Annotated in this window: 10 protein-coding genes; 5 read left to right on the top strand and 5 right to left on the bottom strand. The window is 72.8% G+C overall.

Annotation, left to right across the window (positions count from 1 at the left end; all coding sequences use genetic code 11):
* Window positions 1–6: 6 nt before the first annotated feature.
* Together ACQP1P_RS21710 and ACQP1P_RS21705 are read right to left on the bottom strand one after the other, a co-directional pair.
* Window positions 7–1,404 carry a glycoside hydrolase family 6 protein gene (locus tag ACQP1P_RS21710; RefSeq protein WP_433088830.1) on the bottom strand — a complete coding sequence of 466 codons (1,398 nt, stop codon included), beginning with the start codon at window positions 1,402–1,404 and terminating at the stop codon, window positions 7–9.
* A 286-nt stretch (window positions 1,405–1,690) separates the two neighbouring features.
* On the bottom strand, window positions 1,691–4,120 hold the full coding sequence (locus ACQP1P_RS21705; protein WP_433088829.1) for a non-reducing end alpha-L-arabinofuranosidase family hydrolase: 2,430 nt from the start codon (window positions 4,118–4,120) through the stop codon (window positions 1,691–1,693).
* Window positions 4,121–4,514: 394 nt separating this feature from the next.
* Here ACQP1P_RS21705 and ACQP1P_RS21700 point away from each other — a divergent pair, with 394 nt between their 5' ends.
* Both ACQP1P_RS21700 and ACQP1P_RS21695 read left to right on the top strand, forming a co-directional pair.
* A complete protein-coding gene (locus ACQP1P_RS21700) occupies window positions 4,515–7,415 on the top strand; it encodes a hypothetical protein (RefSeq protein WP_433088827.1) in 2,901 nt (966 codons plus the stop codon).
* A complete protein-coding gene (locus tag ACQP1P_RS21695; RefSeq protein ID WP_433088825.1) occupies window positions 7,403–10,192 on the top strand; it encodes a hypothetical protein in 2,790 nt (929 codons plus the stop codon). Before ACQP1P_RS21700 ends, ACQP1P_RS21695 begins: the two co-directional genes overlap by 13 nt.
* Before the next feature lie 160 nt (window positions 10,193–10,352).
* Here ACQP1P_RS21695 and ACQP1P_RS21690 read toward each other — a convergent pair whose 3' ends face one another.
* Window positions 10,353–12,758, bottom strand: coding sequence for a ricin-type beta-trefoil lectin domain protein (locus tag ACQP1P_RS21690; RefSeq protein ID WP_433088823.1), 2,406 nt, complete (start codon window positions 12,756–12,758; stop codon window positions 10,353–10,355).
* Between the two features lie 384 nt (window positions 12,759–13,142).
* On the opposite strand from ACQP1P_RS21690, the gene ACQP1P_RS21685 reads away from it, so the two are divergent.
* The 3 genes from ACQP1P_RS21685 to ACQP1P_RS21675 are packed head-to-tail and all read left to right on the top strand — an operon-like array spanning window position 13,143 to window position 15,926.
* On the top strand, window positions 13,143–14,171 hold the full coding sequence (locus tag ACQP1P_RS21685) for a zinc-dependent alcohol dehydrogenase (RefSeq protein ID WP_433088821.1): 1,029 nt from the start codon (window positions 13,143–13,145) through the stop codon (window positions 14,169–14,171).
* Complete coding sequence (kduD, locus tag ACQP1P_RS21680) at window positions 14,168–14,929, top strand: 2-dehydro-3-deoxy-D-gluconate 5-dehydrogenase KduD (RefSeq protein ID WP_433088819.1); 762 nt, start codon at window positions 14,168–14,170, stop codon at window positions 14,927–14,929. Before ACQP1P_RS21685 ends, kduD begins: the two co-directional genes overlap by 4 nt.
* Before the next feature lie 28 nt (window positions 14,930–14,957).
* Window positions 14,958–15,926 carry an aldo/keto reductase gene (locus ACQP1P_RS21675; protein ID WP_433088817.1) on the top strand — a complete coding sequence of 323 codons (969 nt, stop codon included), beginning with the start codon at window positions 14,958–14,960 and terminating at the stop codon, window positions 15,924–15,926.
* Here the strand turns inward: ACQP1P_RS21675 and ACQP1P_RS21670 are convergent.
* Complete coding sequence (locus tag ACQP1P_RS21670) at window positions 15,923–17,077, bottom strand: mandelate racemase/muconate lactonizing enzyme family protein (RefSeq protein ID WP_433088815.1); 1,155 nt, start codon at window positions 17,075–17,077, stop codon at window positions 15,923–15,925. The two genes, ACQP1P_RS21675 and ACQP1P_RS21670, sit on opposite strands and share 4 nt — an antisense overlap.
* Before the next feature lie 28 nt (window positions 17,078–17,105).
* Window positions 17,106–18,002 carry a carbohydrate ABC transporter permease gene (locus ACQP1P_RS21665; RefSeq protein ID WP_433088813.1) on the bottom strand — a complete coding sequence of 299 codons (897 nt, stop codon included), beginning with the start codon at window positions 18,000–18,002 and terminating at the stop codon, window positions 17,106–17,108.

The raw sequence follows: 18,002 nt of genomic DNA, 5'->3' as shown, positions 1-18,002 counted from the left end.
ATCGGCTCAGGAGACGGTGCAGCTGAGCGTCGGCGTGGAGACGTTGCCGGTGGCGGTGAAGCCGAACTGCGTCGAGCTGCCCGCCGCGAGCGAGCCGTTGTACGCCTGGTTGCGCACCGTGACGCTCGAGCCGCTGGTGGTCAGCGTGCCGTTCCAGAGCTGGGTGATCGACTGGCCGCTCGCGAGCGTCCAGGTCACCGTCCAGCCGCTGATCGGCGCCGACCCCGCGGTGACGGTGACGCCGGCCTGGAATCCGCCCTGCCAGGTGCTGACGGTCTGGTACGTCGCACTGCACGCGCCGCCGCCGGACGACCGGCTCGGCGACGCCGACGCACTCGGCGAGCGGGAGGCCGACGGCGACGCCGACGGGGAACTGCTCGAGCGGCTCGCCGACGGCGAGGCGGTCGGGGATCCGGCCGGCGGGTACGGCGCGCTGGCGGCGAGGCTGTAGGCCAGAGCGGCCTGGAAGCTGCCGGCCGCGTAGTTGCAGCCGTCGGCCTCGCCCGGCGGCTTGATCCACAGGTAGCCGTCGACGTTGGCGTCGCCGGTGTTCAGCGTCGGGTAGTTGCCGATCCGCCGGTCGGTGTTGTCGTCGGCGCACCAGTCGCCGGCCGCGCCGCCGTTGCGGCTGGTGTCGATGACCTGGTGCTTGCCGCTGATGCCGCGGCCCTGCAGGTACGAGATGATCGAGCGGCCGTAGTTGAGCTCGTTGCCCAGCGGCTGGAAGTTCGAGACGTTCGTGAAGAACCCGTCGGCGTACTGCACGCCGGCGGCGACCAGCCGCGATCCCTGCTCCGAGGCCGAGTTCCAGGCGGAGTGGCCGCCGTCGAGGTAGACCTTCGCGTTCGGGTTCGCCGCCTTCAGCGTCTGCACCGCGGTGCTGATCGCCTGGTCGCGCTGCTGGACCTCGGTGCCGCTCAGGCACGTCTGCAGGGCCAGCGCGTCGGTCTCCATGATGACGATGACGGTCCGGTTGCCGAGGCCCCGGGCGTAGCCGGAGATCCATTGCTGGTACTGGTTGAGGTCCGGTGCGCCGCCGGCGCTCGCCCCGCCGCAGTCCCGGTTCGGGATCGCGTAGGACGTCAGCACCGGCACCTGGTTGACCGCGTTGGCGGCGCTCACGAACGCGGACACCTCGGACTGCACGGTGGACACGTTGAAGTTCGCCATCCAGCGCGCCTGCGACTGGCTGGCGACCTTGTCGCGGATGACGGGCATGCGCGAGTCGTTCGGGTTCGCCGAGACCCAGCGCACGACCTGCGAGTCTGGGTCACGGTAGAGGGTGCCGGACAGCGTGCCCGCCGAGGCTGAGCCGATCACGAACCAACCGGCGGCGAAGGCGACACAGGCCGACGCGGCCGCGGCGGTCACGACCCGGCGCCGGCGGGGGCGACGTGTGAACACGGAGACTCCTTCAGGACACGCATCGACTCGCGTCGAGCGATACGGGATTGGCGCTCATCATCGCTGCCGGCCCGTGCACGGTCCACTCCAGTGACCCGCGCACCCGTCCGGCCGTGGCGAACACGTGAAACATCCACTTCCGCAGCCGCGCGACCGGTGTCGCCACGATCACCGGTCACGAACCGCGCCAGGCCGTCGCGGTCACCCGCGTGAGTGACCGCAACGACCTGACGACCGCTTACCGCCCGGCCGCGCGCGCCCGGGGCGCCGCGGCGCGTCGACGCCCTCAGCGCTGCAGCGTCAGCACACCCGGTCGCCACGGCAGCAGGTTGTAGTCACCGCCGGCGCTCGGGTTCTTGCCCTGGTACAGCAGCTGCAGGTTGCACGGATCGATGGTCTTGGTCTGGTCGGGGTTACTGCGGACCAGGTCACCGTGGCTGATGTCGTTCGTCCAGGTGGCACCGCTGTTGGCCTTGCCCGCGAAGGGGTTGCTCTCGCTGGCGGCGTTCGGGGTCCACGAGCCGCTCAGGCTGGAGGACGTGAAGGAACGGAAGTACCGTCCCTGGCTGCCGATCGCCTCGACGATCATCAGGTACTGGTTCTGGCCCTGGACCTTGTAGACCTCGACCGCCTCGAAGAGGTTGTACTGCGAGTCGCTCATGACCGTCGTGTAGCTCGAGCCGAAGTTGCCCGGGAAGTTGCCGATCGGCATGCTCGCCCGGTAGATGTTGCCGTTGTCACCGGCGAAGAACAGGTACATGTTCTGGCCGTCGCCGATGAGCGTCTGGTCGATGACGCCGGTGCTGGAGTTGGAGATGCTCCCGGTGAACAGCGCCTGCGGTGCGGACCAGCCGTTGGCGTTGGTCGGGTCGCTGGAGGTCTTGTAGTTGAAGGCGTTCGGACCCCACTGGTAGGCCAGCACCCAGATGTTCTTCGGGGCGAAGTAGAACAACGTGGGCGCGACTGTGGCCTGCCCCATCCCGGTCTGCGTGGCCGAGGCCATGTCGGACCAGTTCGTGAAGGTGCTGAAGTTCATGGAGCCGTACGACCCGCCGCTGGAGACGTTGGACCCGTAGACCAGGTGCTTGCCGTTGTAGACGACGTTCGTGAAGTCCTTGAGCGACACCCACCCGTTCGCCGGGCTGGCCAGCGCGCCCGTCGAGGACCAGCGGTACGACGTCGGCAGCGTGCACGACCCGCCCGGGGACTGCGACGGCGACGACGGGGGCGGCGAGGTGGGACCACCGAGCGAAACGAGCTTGAACTGCTGGTTGGCCTGCCCGTTGCAGTCGTAGATCTGGACCTGCTGGCCGTTGCCGGTCCCCCAGACGTCCAGGCAGCGCCCGGACTGCACGCCGGTGATCGTGCCGTTGGAGTTGACGTTCCACTGCTGGTTGGCCCCGCCGTTGCAGTCCCAGATGATGATCGCCGTGCCGTTGGCGGTGGCCGCACCGTTGGCGTCGAGGCACTTGCCGCCGTACACCTGCAGCTGTTTGCTGGACGTGTAGGTCCACTGCTGGTTCGACTGTCCGTGGCAGTCGTACAGCTGCACGCGGGTGCCGTTGCTCTGGGTCGCGTTGGGCACGTCGATGCAGCGGCCGGACTGTGATCCCACGATCTCGTTGGTGCCGCCGGGAGTGTTCGGGGGCGTGCTCGTCGTGGGCGACGTCGTCGGGCCGGCAGCGTTGAGGGCGTTGAGGACCGACGTGTACGCGGCCTTCTTGTTGCCGCCACCGTCGAACAGCAGCGGACTCTCGCTCGAACGCCACGAGTCACTGTCACGCACGCCCCACACCGTGATACCGACACAGCGCGACACATTCATGCACGCCTGCGTCAACCCGGCATACTGCGACGTCGACGCATTCGTGACATCGACCTCAGTCAACGCCACATCCACCCCGAGCGCCGCGAAACTCGACAACGTCGTCTGGAAGTTCGACGGCAGCGAACTGCCCCCGGTGAAGTGCGTCTGCAGCCCCACACAGTCGATCGGCACACCACGGGACTTGAAGTCCCGGATCATGTTGTACACACCCTGCGTCTTGCCGTACGACCAGTTCTCGATGTTGTAGTCGTTGTAACACAGCTTCACCGACGGATCCGCGTTCCGGGCCGTCCGGAACGCCACCTCGATCCAGTCGTTCCCGGTGCCCTGCAGATTGGACTGACGGCGGCTGCCGTCCTCGTTGAACGCCTCGTTGACCACGTCCCAGTACGCCAGCTTGCCCTTGTAGTGGGCCATCACGCCGTTGATGTGGTCGATCATCGCCTGGCGCAGGTTGGAGCCGGACAGGCTCTGCATCCAGCCGGGCTGCTGGCCGTGCCACGCGAGGGTGTGGCCACGCACCTTCATGCCGCGCTGCGTGGCCCAGTTGTAGATCTGGTCGCCGGAGCTGAAGTTGAACTGCCCGCGCTGCGGCTCGGTGGCGTCGGGCTTCATCTCGTTCTCGGCCGTGACCATGTTGAACTCACGCCCGGCAATGGTGGTGTACGTCGAGTCGCCGAGCCGGCCCGCGGCGATCGCGGTGCCGAAGTACCGCCCGGACTGCGCCGCCGCCGCCCCGAGCGTGCTCGCGGCGGCATTCGCCGACGGCATCATCACCGCGGCCGCGCCCACCGCCACGACACCGGCCACGCCGACGACGAGCGCGCGGATGCCTCGTGCGCGTTTCCGCCGAGTCCCGCCACGAGGGGCGGAGGGATGTTCAGCCACGCTGGCCTCCTGACTTCCGGAAAAAACCGATCGCGTGAGCGCTCACACTCGTCGTCGGCGATGCCGCGCAAATCGTTTGCGCCCAGGCTCGCGAGGCTGCCAGACCCCCTCGAAACATTCAAGTCCACCGACCGATGCCCTCGACCGGAAGCCGTCCGTCGAACCGCATATTCGCTGCTGAGAGCGGTTCTGCGGCGCTCGAAACTTCCAGCCGGCAGGCGGAATTTTCAGTGATGACTCGGCCGGGGAGGCATATATAACAGTTTTCTTGATGCCAATGTATCGCCGTGTGAGAAGCCGGGATTCCGCAAGCGGAACCGTGGCACACCACCGGCCCGCCGCGGCGCCTCGGCCGGGTCTTTCCATACACTGATCCGGTGAATCGGGACGGCGCATGATTGCGCTGATCTGGACGGCGATCGTCGCCCGCCGGCTGGTGTCCACCGGCATGTTCCTGCTCGCCGCGCTCCTCAGCACCGGCCTGAGCCTCGTGCCCTGGTACGCCGAGCGAGCCACCGGCACCGCCGCGGCCGCACGCATCGCGGCGGCCCCACCGGCCGACCGGACCGTCTCGGCCGGCGGCACGGTGGCGGTCGACCTGGCCGGCGAGACGGTCATGCAGACGTTCGCGGCCTCGGCCCGGCGGGCCCTGGCGCTGCCGGTCGACGGTCAGGCGGTCGGCGTCGAGCTCGCCGGCACGGTCACCGCCGGTGAGCGGCAACTGCCCATGCCGCTGCGCTACCGCGAAGGACTCTGCTCCAATGCCGTCATCGACGGGCACTGTCCACAAGCGACCGGTGACGTCATCCTCAGCGCCCAGAGCGCCGAACGGCTCGGTGCGCACGTCGGCGACCGGCTCGAGGTGACCGCCGGCCCGGCCTCGGCCCGGCGGCCGCTCCGGCTGGCCGGCATCTACCACCCGGCCGACCCGCTGTCCTGGTACTGGACCACCGCCGGCGACGCCGCCTGGACGACCTTCGACACCGTGGTCGCCGCCGGGGCCACGGTCCGGGCCACCTTCGACGCGATGCTCAGCCCCCAGGTGTTCACCCGCGGCGGGGACCTCACGGCCGCCGTGGACCGGATGCGTCGCGTCCCGCTCCAGGTCAGCACGGCCGGCGTGGCCCTCGCCGAGCGCATCGCCGCCGACCGGCAGGTCGTCGCGCGCGGCGTGTGGCTGGCCGCGGCCCAGCTGGCCGTCATCGGCTGGATCGCGATGGCGGTCGCCGCGCGGTACGCCGCCGAGGAGCACCGGCCCGACGTCGCGCAACTCGCCCTGCGTGGTGCCCGGCGCTGGCGGCTGCTCGCGGCGACCAGCGGGCAGACCGCGGTGCCGATCGCGGCCGGGACGGCGGCCGGCGCGCTCATCGGGTTGCTCGCCGACGGGCCGGACCGGCTGCCGGTCGCCGGTGGTGTCCTGGTCGCCGGCCTGGCCGCCGGCCTGGCCGCCGCGGTCCTGGCCGACTGGCGGACCACCCGGCTGCCGGTCGAACGGCTCCTGCACGCCGCCGCCGCGCGACCGCCGCGGCTCGGCTCCGCCGTCGTCGAGGTGTGCGTGCTCGGGGTCGCCGCGGCGAGCATCTACCAGGCCCTCGCCACCAGCAGCCCCTTCGGCGTGCAGCTGCTCGCCCCGGGCATGCTCGCCGCGTCGGTGGCGATCCTCGCCGGCCGGCTGCTGATGCCGGCGGCGACGGCCGTGGGCCGGTCGGCGCTCGTCAACGGGCGGGTCGCGGCCGGATTCGGCGCGCTGCTGCTGGCCCGGCGCTCGTCGGCGTACCGCATGCTGCCCCTGCTCGCCGCGGCCGGCTGCCTCCTCGTGCTGGCCGGGCAGCGCTGGGCCGAGGCCGGCGACGCCCGGCATCACCGCTCCGCGGTCGAGGTCGGCGGCCAGCGGGTCCTCACCGTCGCGTCCGGTGACCGGGTTCGCCTGCTCAACGCCGTCCGCGCCGCCGACCCGGGCGGGCGGCAGGCGATGGCCGTCGTCGCCGGAACCGGCCCGGGCGGCGTGCCGGTGCTCGCGGTCGACTCGCCCCGGCTGCCGTACGTGCTCGCCGCCCCGGCATCGCTGGACACCCGCCGGCTGCGGCCACCGGCCCCGCCACCGATCACGTTCTCCGGCACCAGCCTCACCCTGACGGCGAGCGTGCCGGCCGCCGACGATCTGCCCGACGCGGGCGCCGACCCACCGACGGGGCCGCCGGTGCTGCTGGCCACGCTCGTCGTCGCGGCCACCGGTGCCCCGGTGACCGCCCGGTTCACCCCCGTCGACGGCGGGCGCGGCCCGGCCGGCGCGAGCGTGCCCGACTGCCGCTCCGGCTGCCGGCTCGTCTCGTTCGAACTCCTCGGCGGGCGCGCGGTCGAACTGCGGCAGCTCGACGCCGACGGCAGGACCGTGATCGGGCCGGCCGTCTTCGCCGACACCGGCCGCTGGCGCACCGGTGCCGGCAACATCGCCGCGACGATCAGCATGCGCTCGTACGACGGGCGCCTCGCGCTCGCCGCCGTCCCGGCGGGCCTGTCGAAACTGCCGGTCGACGACCGGCTCTACGTCGTCGACGCGCCCGTGCCGCTGCCGGCCGCGGTCGCCGGGCCACTGCCGTCGTCCGACGCGCGGGGCACCGCCACGATCGACCCCTTCGGCAGCCGGGCCGTGCCCGTCGAACCGATCGCCGCGCCGCTGCTGCCGGGGGCCGGCACCCACGGGATCCTCGTCGATCTCGAGTACGCCGATCGGGTCGCCGGCGGCGCGCCGCGAGCCGAACGCCAGCAGGTCTGGCTCGCCCCCGGCGCGCCGGCCGATGTGCTCGACCGGCTCCGCGACGCCGGGCTGACCATCGTGGCCGAGGACTCGGTCGGCGCGGCCGACGCCCGCCAGGCCCGGTTCGGCCCGGCCGCCGCGGCCCGCTTCGGCGTGCTCATGAGCGGGGCCGGGTTGCTGGCCGCCGCGATCGCGCTGCTGGTCATCTCGGCCGTGCAGCGGCGGGCCCGCGCCGAGGAGTTCCAGGCGTTGCGCCGCCAGGGCGTACCGGCCCGCGCGCTGCGGGCCGCGGGCCGCGGGGCGGCGCTGGTCCCGGCCGCGCTGGCCGCGCTGACCGGCGCACTGGCCGCCGCCGTGGCCGGGGCGATCACCCATCCGCCGATACCGGTGTTCACCGATGCCTGGCCGGCCTCGGCCGGCACCCGCAGCGCGGGGGCGCTGGCCCTGCTCGGTGCCACGGCGGTCGTCGCGGTGCTGTTCGGCGGGTGTGCGCTGGCCCCGCAGTACCGAGGCCGGGAGCGTGCATGGCGGCGTTGACGCTCGCGCTGCTGCGCGCCCGGCGGGCCCAGGCCCTGGCGCTGTGGCTGCTCTCGGTGCTGGCCACGGCCGCGGCGGTGGCGGCGCCGGTCTACCGCACGTCGATCGACCGGGCGGTGGTCGCCGGCGAGGTCCGCCACGCCGCCAACGCCGAGCGCACGATCTGGGTGTCGGCGCCCGTGCAGCGGGCATCGGGCGGCGCCATGCCCGACGACTTCGAGCGGCTCGCCGCCGAGAAGGTCCGGCTCGGCGGGTTCGTCAGCGTCTTCAGCACCGAGTTCCTGGCGATGCCGGCCGGCCGGGAGCGGGCCGGCAGCGACCAGGTCCGCCGCGTCGCGTTCCGTGAGGACCTGTGCGCGCAGGTCGTCGTCGTGACCGGGCGGTGCCTGATGGGCGGCGGCGAGACGGTCCTCAGCGAGGCGGCCGCCGGACGGCTCGGGCTCGCCGTCGGCGACCGGGTGAGCGACCAGGCCGCCACCTTCGACAGCGCGAGCAACGTGTTCGTCCCCGCCGGGGAGCCGTGGACGATGACGGTGGTCGGGCTGGTCCGGCCGCGCGACCCGGCCGACCTGTACTGGGGGCACGGCACCCGCGCCGAGCAGGACTACCAGAACGATCCGATGTACGTCGCACGCAACACCCTGGCCGGCATCGACCACCCGCGCGAGCTGCAGTCGTTCGAGGCCCACGCGACCGACGGCGCGATCACCGTCAAGCGGCTCCCGGCGCTGCGCGGCTGGCTCGCCGACGCCCAGAACGACGAGGCCGGACGCGTCAGCGTCAGCACCGCGCTGCCGGACCTGCTCGACCGCATCGATCGCAACCGCGAGCAGGCCCACGAGGTCATGCCGCTGGCCGCGATCCCCGTCGTCGTCCTCGCCTGGGCGGTGATCCTGCTCGCGGTCGCCGGCGTCGCCCGCGGGAACCGCCACGAGCTCGGGGTCGTCGCGCTGCGGGGCGTGCCCAGGCGGGTCCTGTGGTGGCTCGCGGCCGGCGGGACGACGCTGGCCGTGCTCGCCGGTGCCCCGCCCGGCATGCTCCTGGGCCGGCTGATCGTCGGCACGGTCGCTCCCGCCCCGGCCCACATGGACGCCGCCGTGCTGCCCTATGCCGGCATCGCCGTCCTCGGGTCGCTGCTGGCCGGCGTGGCCGTCCAGGTGCGCACCGCCGGCGCGCCGGCCGCCGCGCTGCTGCGGGAGGTGGACCGCGGCGCCGCCCGCACGGGAACCCTCGTGGTGGAGACGCTCCTGGTCCTGCTCGCCGGCGCCGCGATCCTGCAGCGGCGCAGCGGCGTGCTGGCCGGGGTCACGCTCATCGCCCCGGCCCTGGTCATCGCCGGGCTGGCGCTGCTCACGGCCCGGCTGCTCCGGCCGCTGTCGGCCCGGCTGGCCGGGCGGTTCCTGCGCCGCGGTGCGGTGGTCGCCGCGCTCACCGCGTTCCGGCTGGCCCGGCGCCCGGCCGCGCACCGGCTCCTGGTCGTGCTGGTCGTGGCGTTCGGCTCCTTCGGCTTCGCCGGTCTCGCGACGGTGGTCGCCGACCGCGACCAGCAGTACCGGGCCGAGCTGACGCTCGGCGCGCCGACCGTCCTGATCGTCGACCAGACCACCCGGACGCACCTGCTGCGGGCCACCCGGGCGGCGGACCCGGACGGCCGTTACGCGATGGCGGCCGTGCCGATCCCGGCCGTCAGCACGACCTTGCCGTCCTCCCTCGCGGTCGACTCGGCGCGGCTGACCGCGGTGGCGTACTGGCCCGCCGACTACGCGCCCGAGCCGGTGTCGGCGCTCGCGTCCCGGCTCCGGCCGGCGGCCGGCCCCGGCGTGACGCTGACCGGGGCCACCGTCGACGTCGACCTGACCGCCGTCGACCTCGCGGGCAAGCCGGCCTCGCTGACGGCGCTCGTCTCGCCGGCCGGCGGCGTCCAGCGGGTCGCGATCGACTTCGGGTCCCTTGCGCTCGGCCGGCACACCTACACCGCTCCGGCGCCGGCCTGCACCGCCGGTTGCCGGCTCGTGTCGATGCAGGTCGGGCTGCCCACCTACGTCGGGGCGCCGGCCCGGCTCACGCTGCACACCATCCAGGGGCAGCCGTTCGGCGCCGGCTGGCGGATGCCGGCCGGCGCGAGTGCCGGCGTCACCGGCGGCGGCCTCGAGGTGACGCTGCCGCCGTCACCGCGCCGCGAAGCCGGCAGCCTCCTCCCGCCGGACGTCCCGGCCGCCCTCGCGCTGGTGTCGACCGGTCCGCTGCCGCCCGACGGGGCCTACGCCGCGTTCGACGGCCCGGTCGGCGGCACCGTCGTCGGGCACGCCGACCGGCTGCCCCGGCTCGGGCGGCGCGGCGTCCTCGTGGACCTGGAGGCGGCCGACCGGGCGTCGACCGACGACGAGCGCACCGTGCGCGGCGAGGTGTGGCTCGCTCACGACGCCCCGGCATCGATCACCGGGGCACTCACCGCGGCGGGGCTGAGCATCATCGGCCGGCGCACCGTCGCCGGCGAGCGCGCGGTCCTGGGCCGGGCCGGTTCGGCCCTCGCCCTGCGGTTCTACGTGCTCGCCGGGGCACTCTCGGTGCTGCTCGGTGTCGCGGGCCTGGCCGTCACGACGATCACCGCGCCCCGCGGGGAGCTGGCCGGGCTGCGCGTCCAGGGCCTGCCGGCTCGGGTGACGCGGCGCGTGGCGTGGTGGTCGCCGGCCGCCCTCGTCATCGCCGCGGTGCCGATCGGCGCCGCGTGCGCAGCGATCACCTGGCTGCTCATCGGGGCCGCGATCCCGCAGTGACGCGCCCGCTGACGAGCGTCCACTTCCCGGCGCCGTTGTGCCTCACGAGGGGGTGCGCTTCGCCACCGTCGGGGACCCGGATGACGGTGTTGCCGTGATCGGCCGGTGGCCGCCGCGGGAGGGCGGCGGCCACCGGCCGGATCCCAGGAGCGCCTCGGTGTCAGGCTCGGGACCACTGCTGGTTCGCGGCGCCGCCGCAGTCCCAGATCTGCACCCGGGTCCCGTTGGCCGTGCCGTTGCCGCTCACGTCGAGGCACCGGTTCGCCCCCACTGCCGTGATCGTGCCGTTGCCGTTGAGCCGGAACTGCTGGTTCGTCTGGCCGTTGCAGTCCCAGATCTCCACGGCGGTGCCGTTGGCGGTGCCGCGGCCGAGCACGTCGAGGCACTTGGTCCCGTTGTAGACCCGCAGCTCACCGGCGGCCGTCGCGGTGAACTGCTGGTTGGCGCCGCCGTTGCAGTCCCAGATCTCGGCCAGGGCCCCGTTGGCCGTCGACGCGCCGGTGATGTCCAGGCACCGGCCCGATCCCTGGCCGCGCAGCGCGAAGGCACCGCCGCCGGTGTTGCCGCCGGAGACGCCGGCCGCGGCCATGACGGCGCGGGCGCCGCTGGGCCAGTTCCCGCCGCTGACGACGACGGTGCCGCTGTTGGTGTTGCCGCGCGAGCCGGTCGTGACGTTCGTCGTGCTGCTCGTGGTCCAGTTGTTCGTCAGTGTCAGGTTGCCGGTGTTGTTGTTCGCCCAGGCCTGGGTGTACGCCCAGGTGCCGACGTTCTCGAGGACGTTGTTCGACGCGGACACGTACCGCGAGCCCTCGTCGAAGTACATGCCGAGCCAGCCGTTGGTGTTGCGGAAGTAGTTCTGGTCGACGGTCGTTCCCGGGCTGGCCGAGAGGTGGTAGAACGCGCCGCCGTCGGTCATCTGCTGCACCACGTCGTGGACGTAGTTGGCGGTGACATGATTGTTCGCCGCGACGGTGGCGGTGGTGTACCGCGGCTGATAGTTGTAGAGCCCGCGGTCGGTGTAGTCCTGGCTGCCGCCGGGATCGTTGGAGCCCCAGCCGTAGCCCAGTGCGATGCCGGTGTACGGCAGGTTGTAGACCTCGTTGTGGGCGATCGACGACCCGGCCGTGTAGGTCATGAGCACGCCGGCGTGGCTGCGGTACTCGATCGCCACGTCATGGATGACGTTGTTGCTGATCGTGATGCCACTGTTCGTCATGCGCGAGTCGCTGGGGTGGTGGGCGTCGGCCTGCACGCCGCCGACGACGATCCCTCCGGCCGAGAGCGAGTCGAACGTGTTGCCGGTGACGGTGATGTTCGAAGCGCCGAGGCCGACGCCGGTGGCGTGCGCGTTGGCGTCGTTGCCGACGCCGAGCCCGACCTGGCCGAGGTCGGTGAACCGGTTGCCGGCGAACGTGATGGCGCTGGCCGCCGAGACCTGCACCGCGGCCGGCATCTGCCGCCACCCGGGCCGTGTGGCCTCGAACAGCGGGCAGCCCGACTGGCACGACGTCAGGGCGTCGCCCGGCCGGCTCAGGTTGCCGTAGAGGTAGGCACCGGTCTGCTGGTCGGCGTAGCCCTGGCCGGTGCTGGGCAGCAGCCAGCTGGTGTTGGCGAACTGCAGGCCGCTGAAGGACAGGTTGTGCGCCGGCGCGGCGTAGCTGCCGCCGACCCGCAGCAGCGACTCGAGCCGTGGCAGCTCGACGTCCACCGTGCTCATGTCCTGCCCGGAGAGCGGCTTGTAGTAGAGCACGCCGGCAGCGGTGTCGAGGTACCACTCCCCCGCCGCGTCGAGGAACTCGCGGGCGTTGACGAGGTACAGGGGCCCGGCCCGGAACGGCTTGCTGAGCGTGTCGTAGCCAAAGGTGTTGTTGTTCCATGCGGGCTGCTGCATCGTGATGGTGTTGCCGGCGATCGACTGCACCGGCGCGTACCGGTCGGTGAACGAGTCCACCGACTCCACCTCGACCCGGCTCTTGTTCGCCAGGTTGTTGAGGTAGGACAGGGCGCCGTTGGTGAAACTGAGCCCCGTCGCGGAGATGGTGAAGTCGCCCCGGTTGACCTGCGTGCGGGCCCGGGTGGCGATGCGCCCGTCGACGTAGAGCTGCCGGCTGTCGACGCCGGTGCCGACGTTCGCCTTCCAGATGTTCTGCCCGGAGTCGGCCGGCGTCCAGCCGGTGACCCGCTGCCCGCCGGAGATGACCGGCCGGGCCCCGGGCGCGGCCTGCCAGAACACCGTGTATCCGTTGGTCCCGGAGTCCGCGGCGGTGAACGTCAGCGGCCCGCCGAGGGTGTACGTCCCGCCGGCGAGCTGGACGACGATGTCCCCGCTCATCGACGGGGCGGCGGCGCGGACGGTGGCCTGGGCCTGCGTCAGCGAGCAGGGTTGCGCGGCGGTACACGATGTGCCGGAGCCCGTCGGCGACACCGACAGGGTGGTCATGACGGCGGCCGACGCCGGTGTGGTCGGGCCGGCCACTGCGCCGGCGGATGCGAGCAGGAGCGGCAGGGCTGCGGCGATGGCGGCCCGGCGCCGGGACGAGCGGCACCGGCCGGAGGCGGAGAGCATGAGGTCAGTCCTCCTGGCGGTTGGGACCTCGCGGTTGTGAGCGCTAACAGGCCGCGCCCGAAAGAGCGCCTGCCAGTTATCGAGGTCGATGAGATTGCCAGACGATGCCTGCCGAATCAAGCCATGGCGGCAGGGTCCACGAGGGGCGATGCGACGTCGCGCCATTGCCTCACAGAGACCGGAAATGGATTCCCGTCATAACATTTTTCGTACGAGAGATGCGTCCCGGATCGTTTGCGTTGTCCCGCCCCGCCGACGGGAGTCGTCGCGGCACCGAAGCGCGGGACCAGTTGACGGCAAACATCATACGAGTTACGTTTCCGACGCGTGGCGACCGCCCGCCCGCACCCCGCCCGGTCGACGTGAAGGATGAGCAGGGGATCGATGAGAGCAGTCGTGTATCACGCCCCGCGCCGGCTCACGGTCGAGCGCCGCTCGGTCCAGGACCCCGGCCCCGGCGAGGTTCGCATCGCGGTGGCCTACACCGGCATCTGCGGCACCGACCTGCACATCCTCCACGGGGACATGGACGCCCGGGTCGGCCCGGCCGCCGTGATCGGCCATGAGATGTCCGGCTGGATCGACGCGGTCGGGCCGGATGTCCACGGCTGGCCGGCCGGCCAGCCGGTCACGGTGATGCCCACCCGCTCGTGCGGGCACTGCCACGCCTGCCGGCGCGGCAACACCCACATCTGCCACGCGATGCGGTTCCTCGGCATCGACTCCCCCGGTGCCATGCAGTCCGTGTGGAACGTGCCGGCCGACCTCGTCCTGCCGCTGCCCGGCGACCTGCCGCTCGACCACGCCGCGCTGGTCGAACCGGTCGCGGTGGCGGTGCACGACGTGCGGCGGGCGAACGTCGCCGGCGGTGACCACGTGGTCGTGATCGGCGGCGGTCCGATCGGCACGCTGATCGCGCTCGTCGCCCAGCGGCACGACGCCCATGTGGTGCTGCTGGAGCCCGACCCGTTCCGCCGGTCCGTGGCGGCCGAGCTCGGCATCGAGGCCCTGGACCCGCGGGCCGGCGACGCGGTCGGTTTCGTCCAGGAGCGCACCGGCGGCGCCGGGGCCGACATCGCCTTCGAGGTCTCCGGCTCCGCCGAGGGCGTCTCGACCGCCGTCGACGTGCTCACCACCCGGGGGCGCCTGGTCATGGTGGCCATCCACGCGCAGCCGCGGCCCGTGAACCTGCACCGGATCTTCTGGCGCGAATTGGAGCTGTTCGGGGCCCGGCTGTACCAGCGCGAGGACGTGGTGCACGCGATCCGGCTCATCGAATCGGGCGCCGTTCCCGCGGCCCGGCTGATCTCGCGGATCGAGCCGGTCGAGGCGGTCGGCGACGCCTTCGCCGCCCTGGAGTCCGGCGGCCGGGTCATGAAGGTGCTGCTCGACTGGCGGGAGCCGGCCCGGTGAGCGGGCTGTTCGACCTGACCGGGCGGCGGGCGCTCGTCACCGGCGCGCGGCGGGGCATCGGACTGGCCATGGCCGAAGCACTGGCCGGGGCCGGGGCCGACGTCATCGGCGTCTCCGCACAGCTCGAGCCGACCGGCAGCGAGGTCGAGCGCCGGGTGCGCGCGGCCGGGCGCGACTTCACCGCCCTGCGCGCCGACTTCGCCGACCGCGCGTCCGTGCACCGGCTGGTCGGCGAGCTCGACCGGCACGGCCCGGTCGACATCCTCGTGAACAACGCGGGCACGATCGCGCGCGCACCCGCCGCCGAGCATCCGGACGAGCTCTGGGACCAGGTCCTCGAGGTGAACCTGCGCAGCCAGTTCGTCCTGACCCGGGCCATCGGCAAGACGATGCTGGAGCGCGGCCGGGGAAAGATCATTTTTACCGCTTCGCTGCTGAGCTTCCAGGGTGGCATCAACGTGCCGGGCTACACGGCCGCGAAGTCGGCCGTGGCCGGGCTGGCCAAGGCACTGGCCAACGAGTGGGCCGCCCACGGCGTGAACGTCAACGCGATCGCCCCCGGGTACATCGCCACCGACAACACCCGGGCGCTGCGCGACGACCCGGTCCGCAACCGGTCGATCCTCGACCGCATCCCGGCCGGGCGCTGGGGCCGGCCCGACGACCTGGCCGGCGCCACCGTGTTCCTGGCCGCACCGGCGTCCGACTACGTCAACGGCGTGGTGCTGCCGGTCGACGGCGGCTGGCTCGGCCGGTGACCGGCAGCCGGGCCGCGGCGTGACCGCCGTGGCCCTCCCCCGCCGCCCGGCGATGCGGTTCACCGCTCTCGGGTTCGGTGCCGCCCAGGGCGGGAACCTCTACCACGCCACGAGCGACGAGACGTTCGCCGCGGCGGTCGACGCCGCCTGGGACGCCGGCGTGCGGTACTTCGACACCGCGCCGCACTACGGGCTCGGCCTGTCCGAACGCCGCCTGGGCGCGGCGCTGCGCGACCGGCCGCGTGACACCTACGTGGTGTCGACGAAGGTCGGCCGGCTGCTCGTGCCCACACCCGAGACCGCGCACCGCCGCGACCCCGAGGGCTTCGACGTGCCGGCGAGCCACCGCCGGGTCTGGGACTTCAGCCGCGACGGCGTCCGCCGCTCGCTGGAGGCGAGCCTGCGGCGTTCCGGCCTGGACCGGTTCGACGTCGTGTACCTGCACGATCCGGACGAACACTGGCACCAGGCGGCCACGGAGGCCCTGCCCGCCCTCGCTGACCTGCGCGACCAGGGCGTCATCGGGGCCATCGGCGCCGGCATGAACCAGTCGGCGATGCTCGCCCGCTTCGTACGGGAGACGGACGTCGACCTGGTCATGTGCGCGGGCCGTTACACGCTGCTGGAGCAGGGCGCCGCGCAGGACCTCCTGCCGGCCGCGCGGCAGCGCCGGGTCGGCGTCGTCATCGCGGGCGTCTACAACTCGGGGCTGCTGGCCCGGGACCGGCCCCCGGACGACGCCACCTACGACTACCGGCCGGCCCCGGCCGAACTGCTCCAGCGGGCCCGGCGCATCGCGGCGATCTGCGCCGAGCACGGCGTCAGCCTGCCGGAGGCCGCGCTCGCCTTCGTGCGCGGCCATCCGGCGGTGGTCTCGACCGTGGTCGGCCTGCGCAGCCCGGCGGAGGTGACCGAAACGGTCCACCGTACCGCGGCCGTCGTGCCGGACGCGCTCTGGCCGGCGCTGCGCGCCGCCGGGCTGATCGAGCCGGCCTAGCGTTCCTCTCCGCCGGCGTCCGGCACCAGCCGCAGCCCGGCCCGGGCGGGCCGGACATGCGGGCCGGCCGTCGCGGCCGGCGGATCGGCGGCCTGGGCCTGCTGAATCCACGCCTCGTCGACCCGGATCCCCAGGCCCGGCTCGTCGCCGAGGACGATCCCGCCGTCCTGGAACTCCTGGTCGACCTGCAGGCCGATCGGTGCGACCAGATCCTGGACCTCGGAGGTGAGGTGGTTCGGCACCGCGACAGCGGCGTGGGCCAGAGGGTTCCCGTGATGGGCCACCGGGCTCACCGGCAGATCGCGGCCGTGCGCCACGGCGGCCACGCGGAGGAAGTGCGTGATGCCCCAGACGTTGCCCGCCTGGACGACGTCGACCGCGTCGGCGTCCAGCAACGGCCGGTACTGTTCGAGGCCGGTGAGGTTCTCCCCGGTGGCGACGGCGGCGCGCACGCCCCGGCGCACGGAGGCCAGCCCCGCGGCATCCCAGCGGCGGACCGGTTCCTCGATCCAGGTGAGGTCCACCCGCTGCTCCAGCGCGGTGACGAAGCGAACGGCCTGCGAGCGGTGCCACGACTCGTTCGCGTCGAACATCAGGGCGGGCCGCGTCGTGTTGCGCCGCAGCACGTCGCGGACGGCCTCCAGCCGGCGCAGATCGTGATCGAGGTCGCGGCCGCCCTTGAGCTTGGCCGCGCGGAAGCCCCGTTCCGTGAAGCGCTCGTAGAGTGCGACGAGGTCGTCGTCGTCCAGCGCGATGTCCAGCCCCGAGGCGTAGCCGGGGACGAACCGGTCGCGGCCGCCGAGGGTGCGCCAGAGCGGCTCGCCGATCGCCTTGGCCTTGAGGTCCCACAGCGCCATGTCGATCGCGCCGATCGCGCCGAAGGTCGCACCGTTGTGCCCGTTCTTGAACACCCGCGCGAGCATCCGGTCGTAGAGGACCGACACGGCCCTCGGATCCTCGCCCTCCACGGCACCGAAGACGCGGTCGATGTCACCGTGGGCGCCGATGCCCAGGCCCTCCAGCCCGGCGTCGGTCTCCAGGATCAGCACGTGCACGTCGGTGCGGGGCCCGGCCATCACGCCGTTGACGTCCCCGATGAGCCGGCCCCAGTCGTGCTGGGTGGTCAGGCTCCGATACCCGGTGACTTTCACAAACGCTCCTTGTCGGCATGGTTGGCGCTCACTCCTTGGTGCCGCCCGCCGTCATGCCCGCGACCAGGAAGCGCTGCGCGAACAGGAAGACGATCAGCACCGGCAGCACCGACACGACCGTCGCCAGGGCGAGCGTCGGCAGCTGCACGGACTGGGTTCCGGCGGAGCTCGGGTTGAACGCCGGGGTCGAGGCGAGCAGCGCGGTCAGGCCGACCTGCACCGGGTAGCCGTCGCTGGACGGCAGCATGACGAACGGCAGGAAGAAGTTGTTCCAGCTCTGCACGAAGCTGAAGAACCCGACCAGCGCCACGACCGGCGTGGCCAGCGGCAGCGCGATCCGGGTGAACACCTCCAGCTCGGTGCACCCGTCGATGCGGGCCGCGGCGAGCAGGTCGCGCGGCAGGCTCGTGGAGAAGTAGATGTAGGTGAGGTAGACGCCGAACGGGAAGAACGACATCGGCAGGATGACCGACAGCGGGCTGCCGATCAGGCCGACCACGTTGAGCTCCAGGAAGATCGGCAGGACCAGCGCGGTGTTCGGCATCAGCATCACGACCAGGGTCAGCACGAGCAGGGATCGGCGGAACCGGAACTCGGTCATCGCCAGCGCGTAGCCGGCGGGAATGCTGACCACGAGCGTGATGGCCAGGGCGCCGAGCGCGTAGAGCGCCGAGTTGCCGATCCAGCCGGTCACCGCCCCGTCCTGGAACTCGAGCAGCTCCCGCCAGTTCGCGGCCAGATCCGCGATGCCGCCGGGCTGGAACGGGTGGCCGACGAGCAGCTCCCGGGCCGATTTGGTCGTCGCCAGCAGCAGCCAGACGATCGGGACGGCGAAGAACAGCACGAACACGGCCACCACGACCGAGACCATCGTCCGGCCGGCCCAGCCGGTGGCCGTACCCGCGCTGAGCCGGGGATTCGCCAT

Origin of the sequence: Dactylosporangium sp. CA-052675 (assembly GCF_050947935.1) — a bacterium.
Classification (GTDB): domain Bacteria; phylum Actinomycetota; class Actinomycetes; order Mycobacteriales; family Micromonosporaceae; genus Dactylosporangium.
This window is presented reverse-complemented; position numbering and strand designations above follow the sequence as displayed.

What these genes read in the sequence shown, in the direction of transcription:
- ACQP1P_RS21700 (WP_433088827.1), top strand. Translation starts at nt 4,515, where the DNA reads ATGATTGCGCTGATCTGGACGGCGATCGTCGCCCGCCGGCTGGTGTCC.
- ACQP1P_RS21695 (WP_433088825.1), top strand. Translation starts at nt 7,403, where the DNA reads ATGGCGGCGTTGACGCTCGCGCTGCTGCGCGCCCGGCGGGCCCAGGCC.
- ACQP1P_RS21690 (WP_433088823.1), bottom strand. Translation starts at nt 12,758, where the DNA reads ATGCTCTCCGCCTCCGGCCGGTGCCGCTCGTCCCGGCGCCGGGCCGCC.
- ACQP1P_RS21685 (WP_433088821.1), top strand. Translation starts at nt 13,143, where the DNA reads ATGAGAGCAGTCGTGTATCACGCCCCGCGCCGGCTCACGGTCGAGCGC.
- ACQP1P_RS21665 (WP_433088813.1), bottom strand. Translation starts at nt 18,002, where the DNA reads ATGGCGAATCCCCGGCTCAGCGCGGGTACGGCCACCGGCTGGGCCGGC.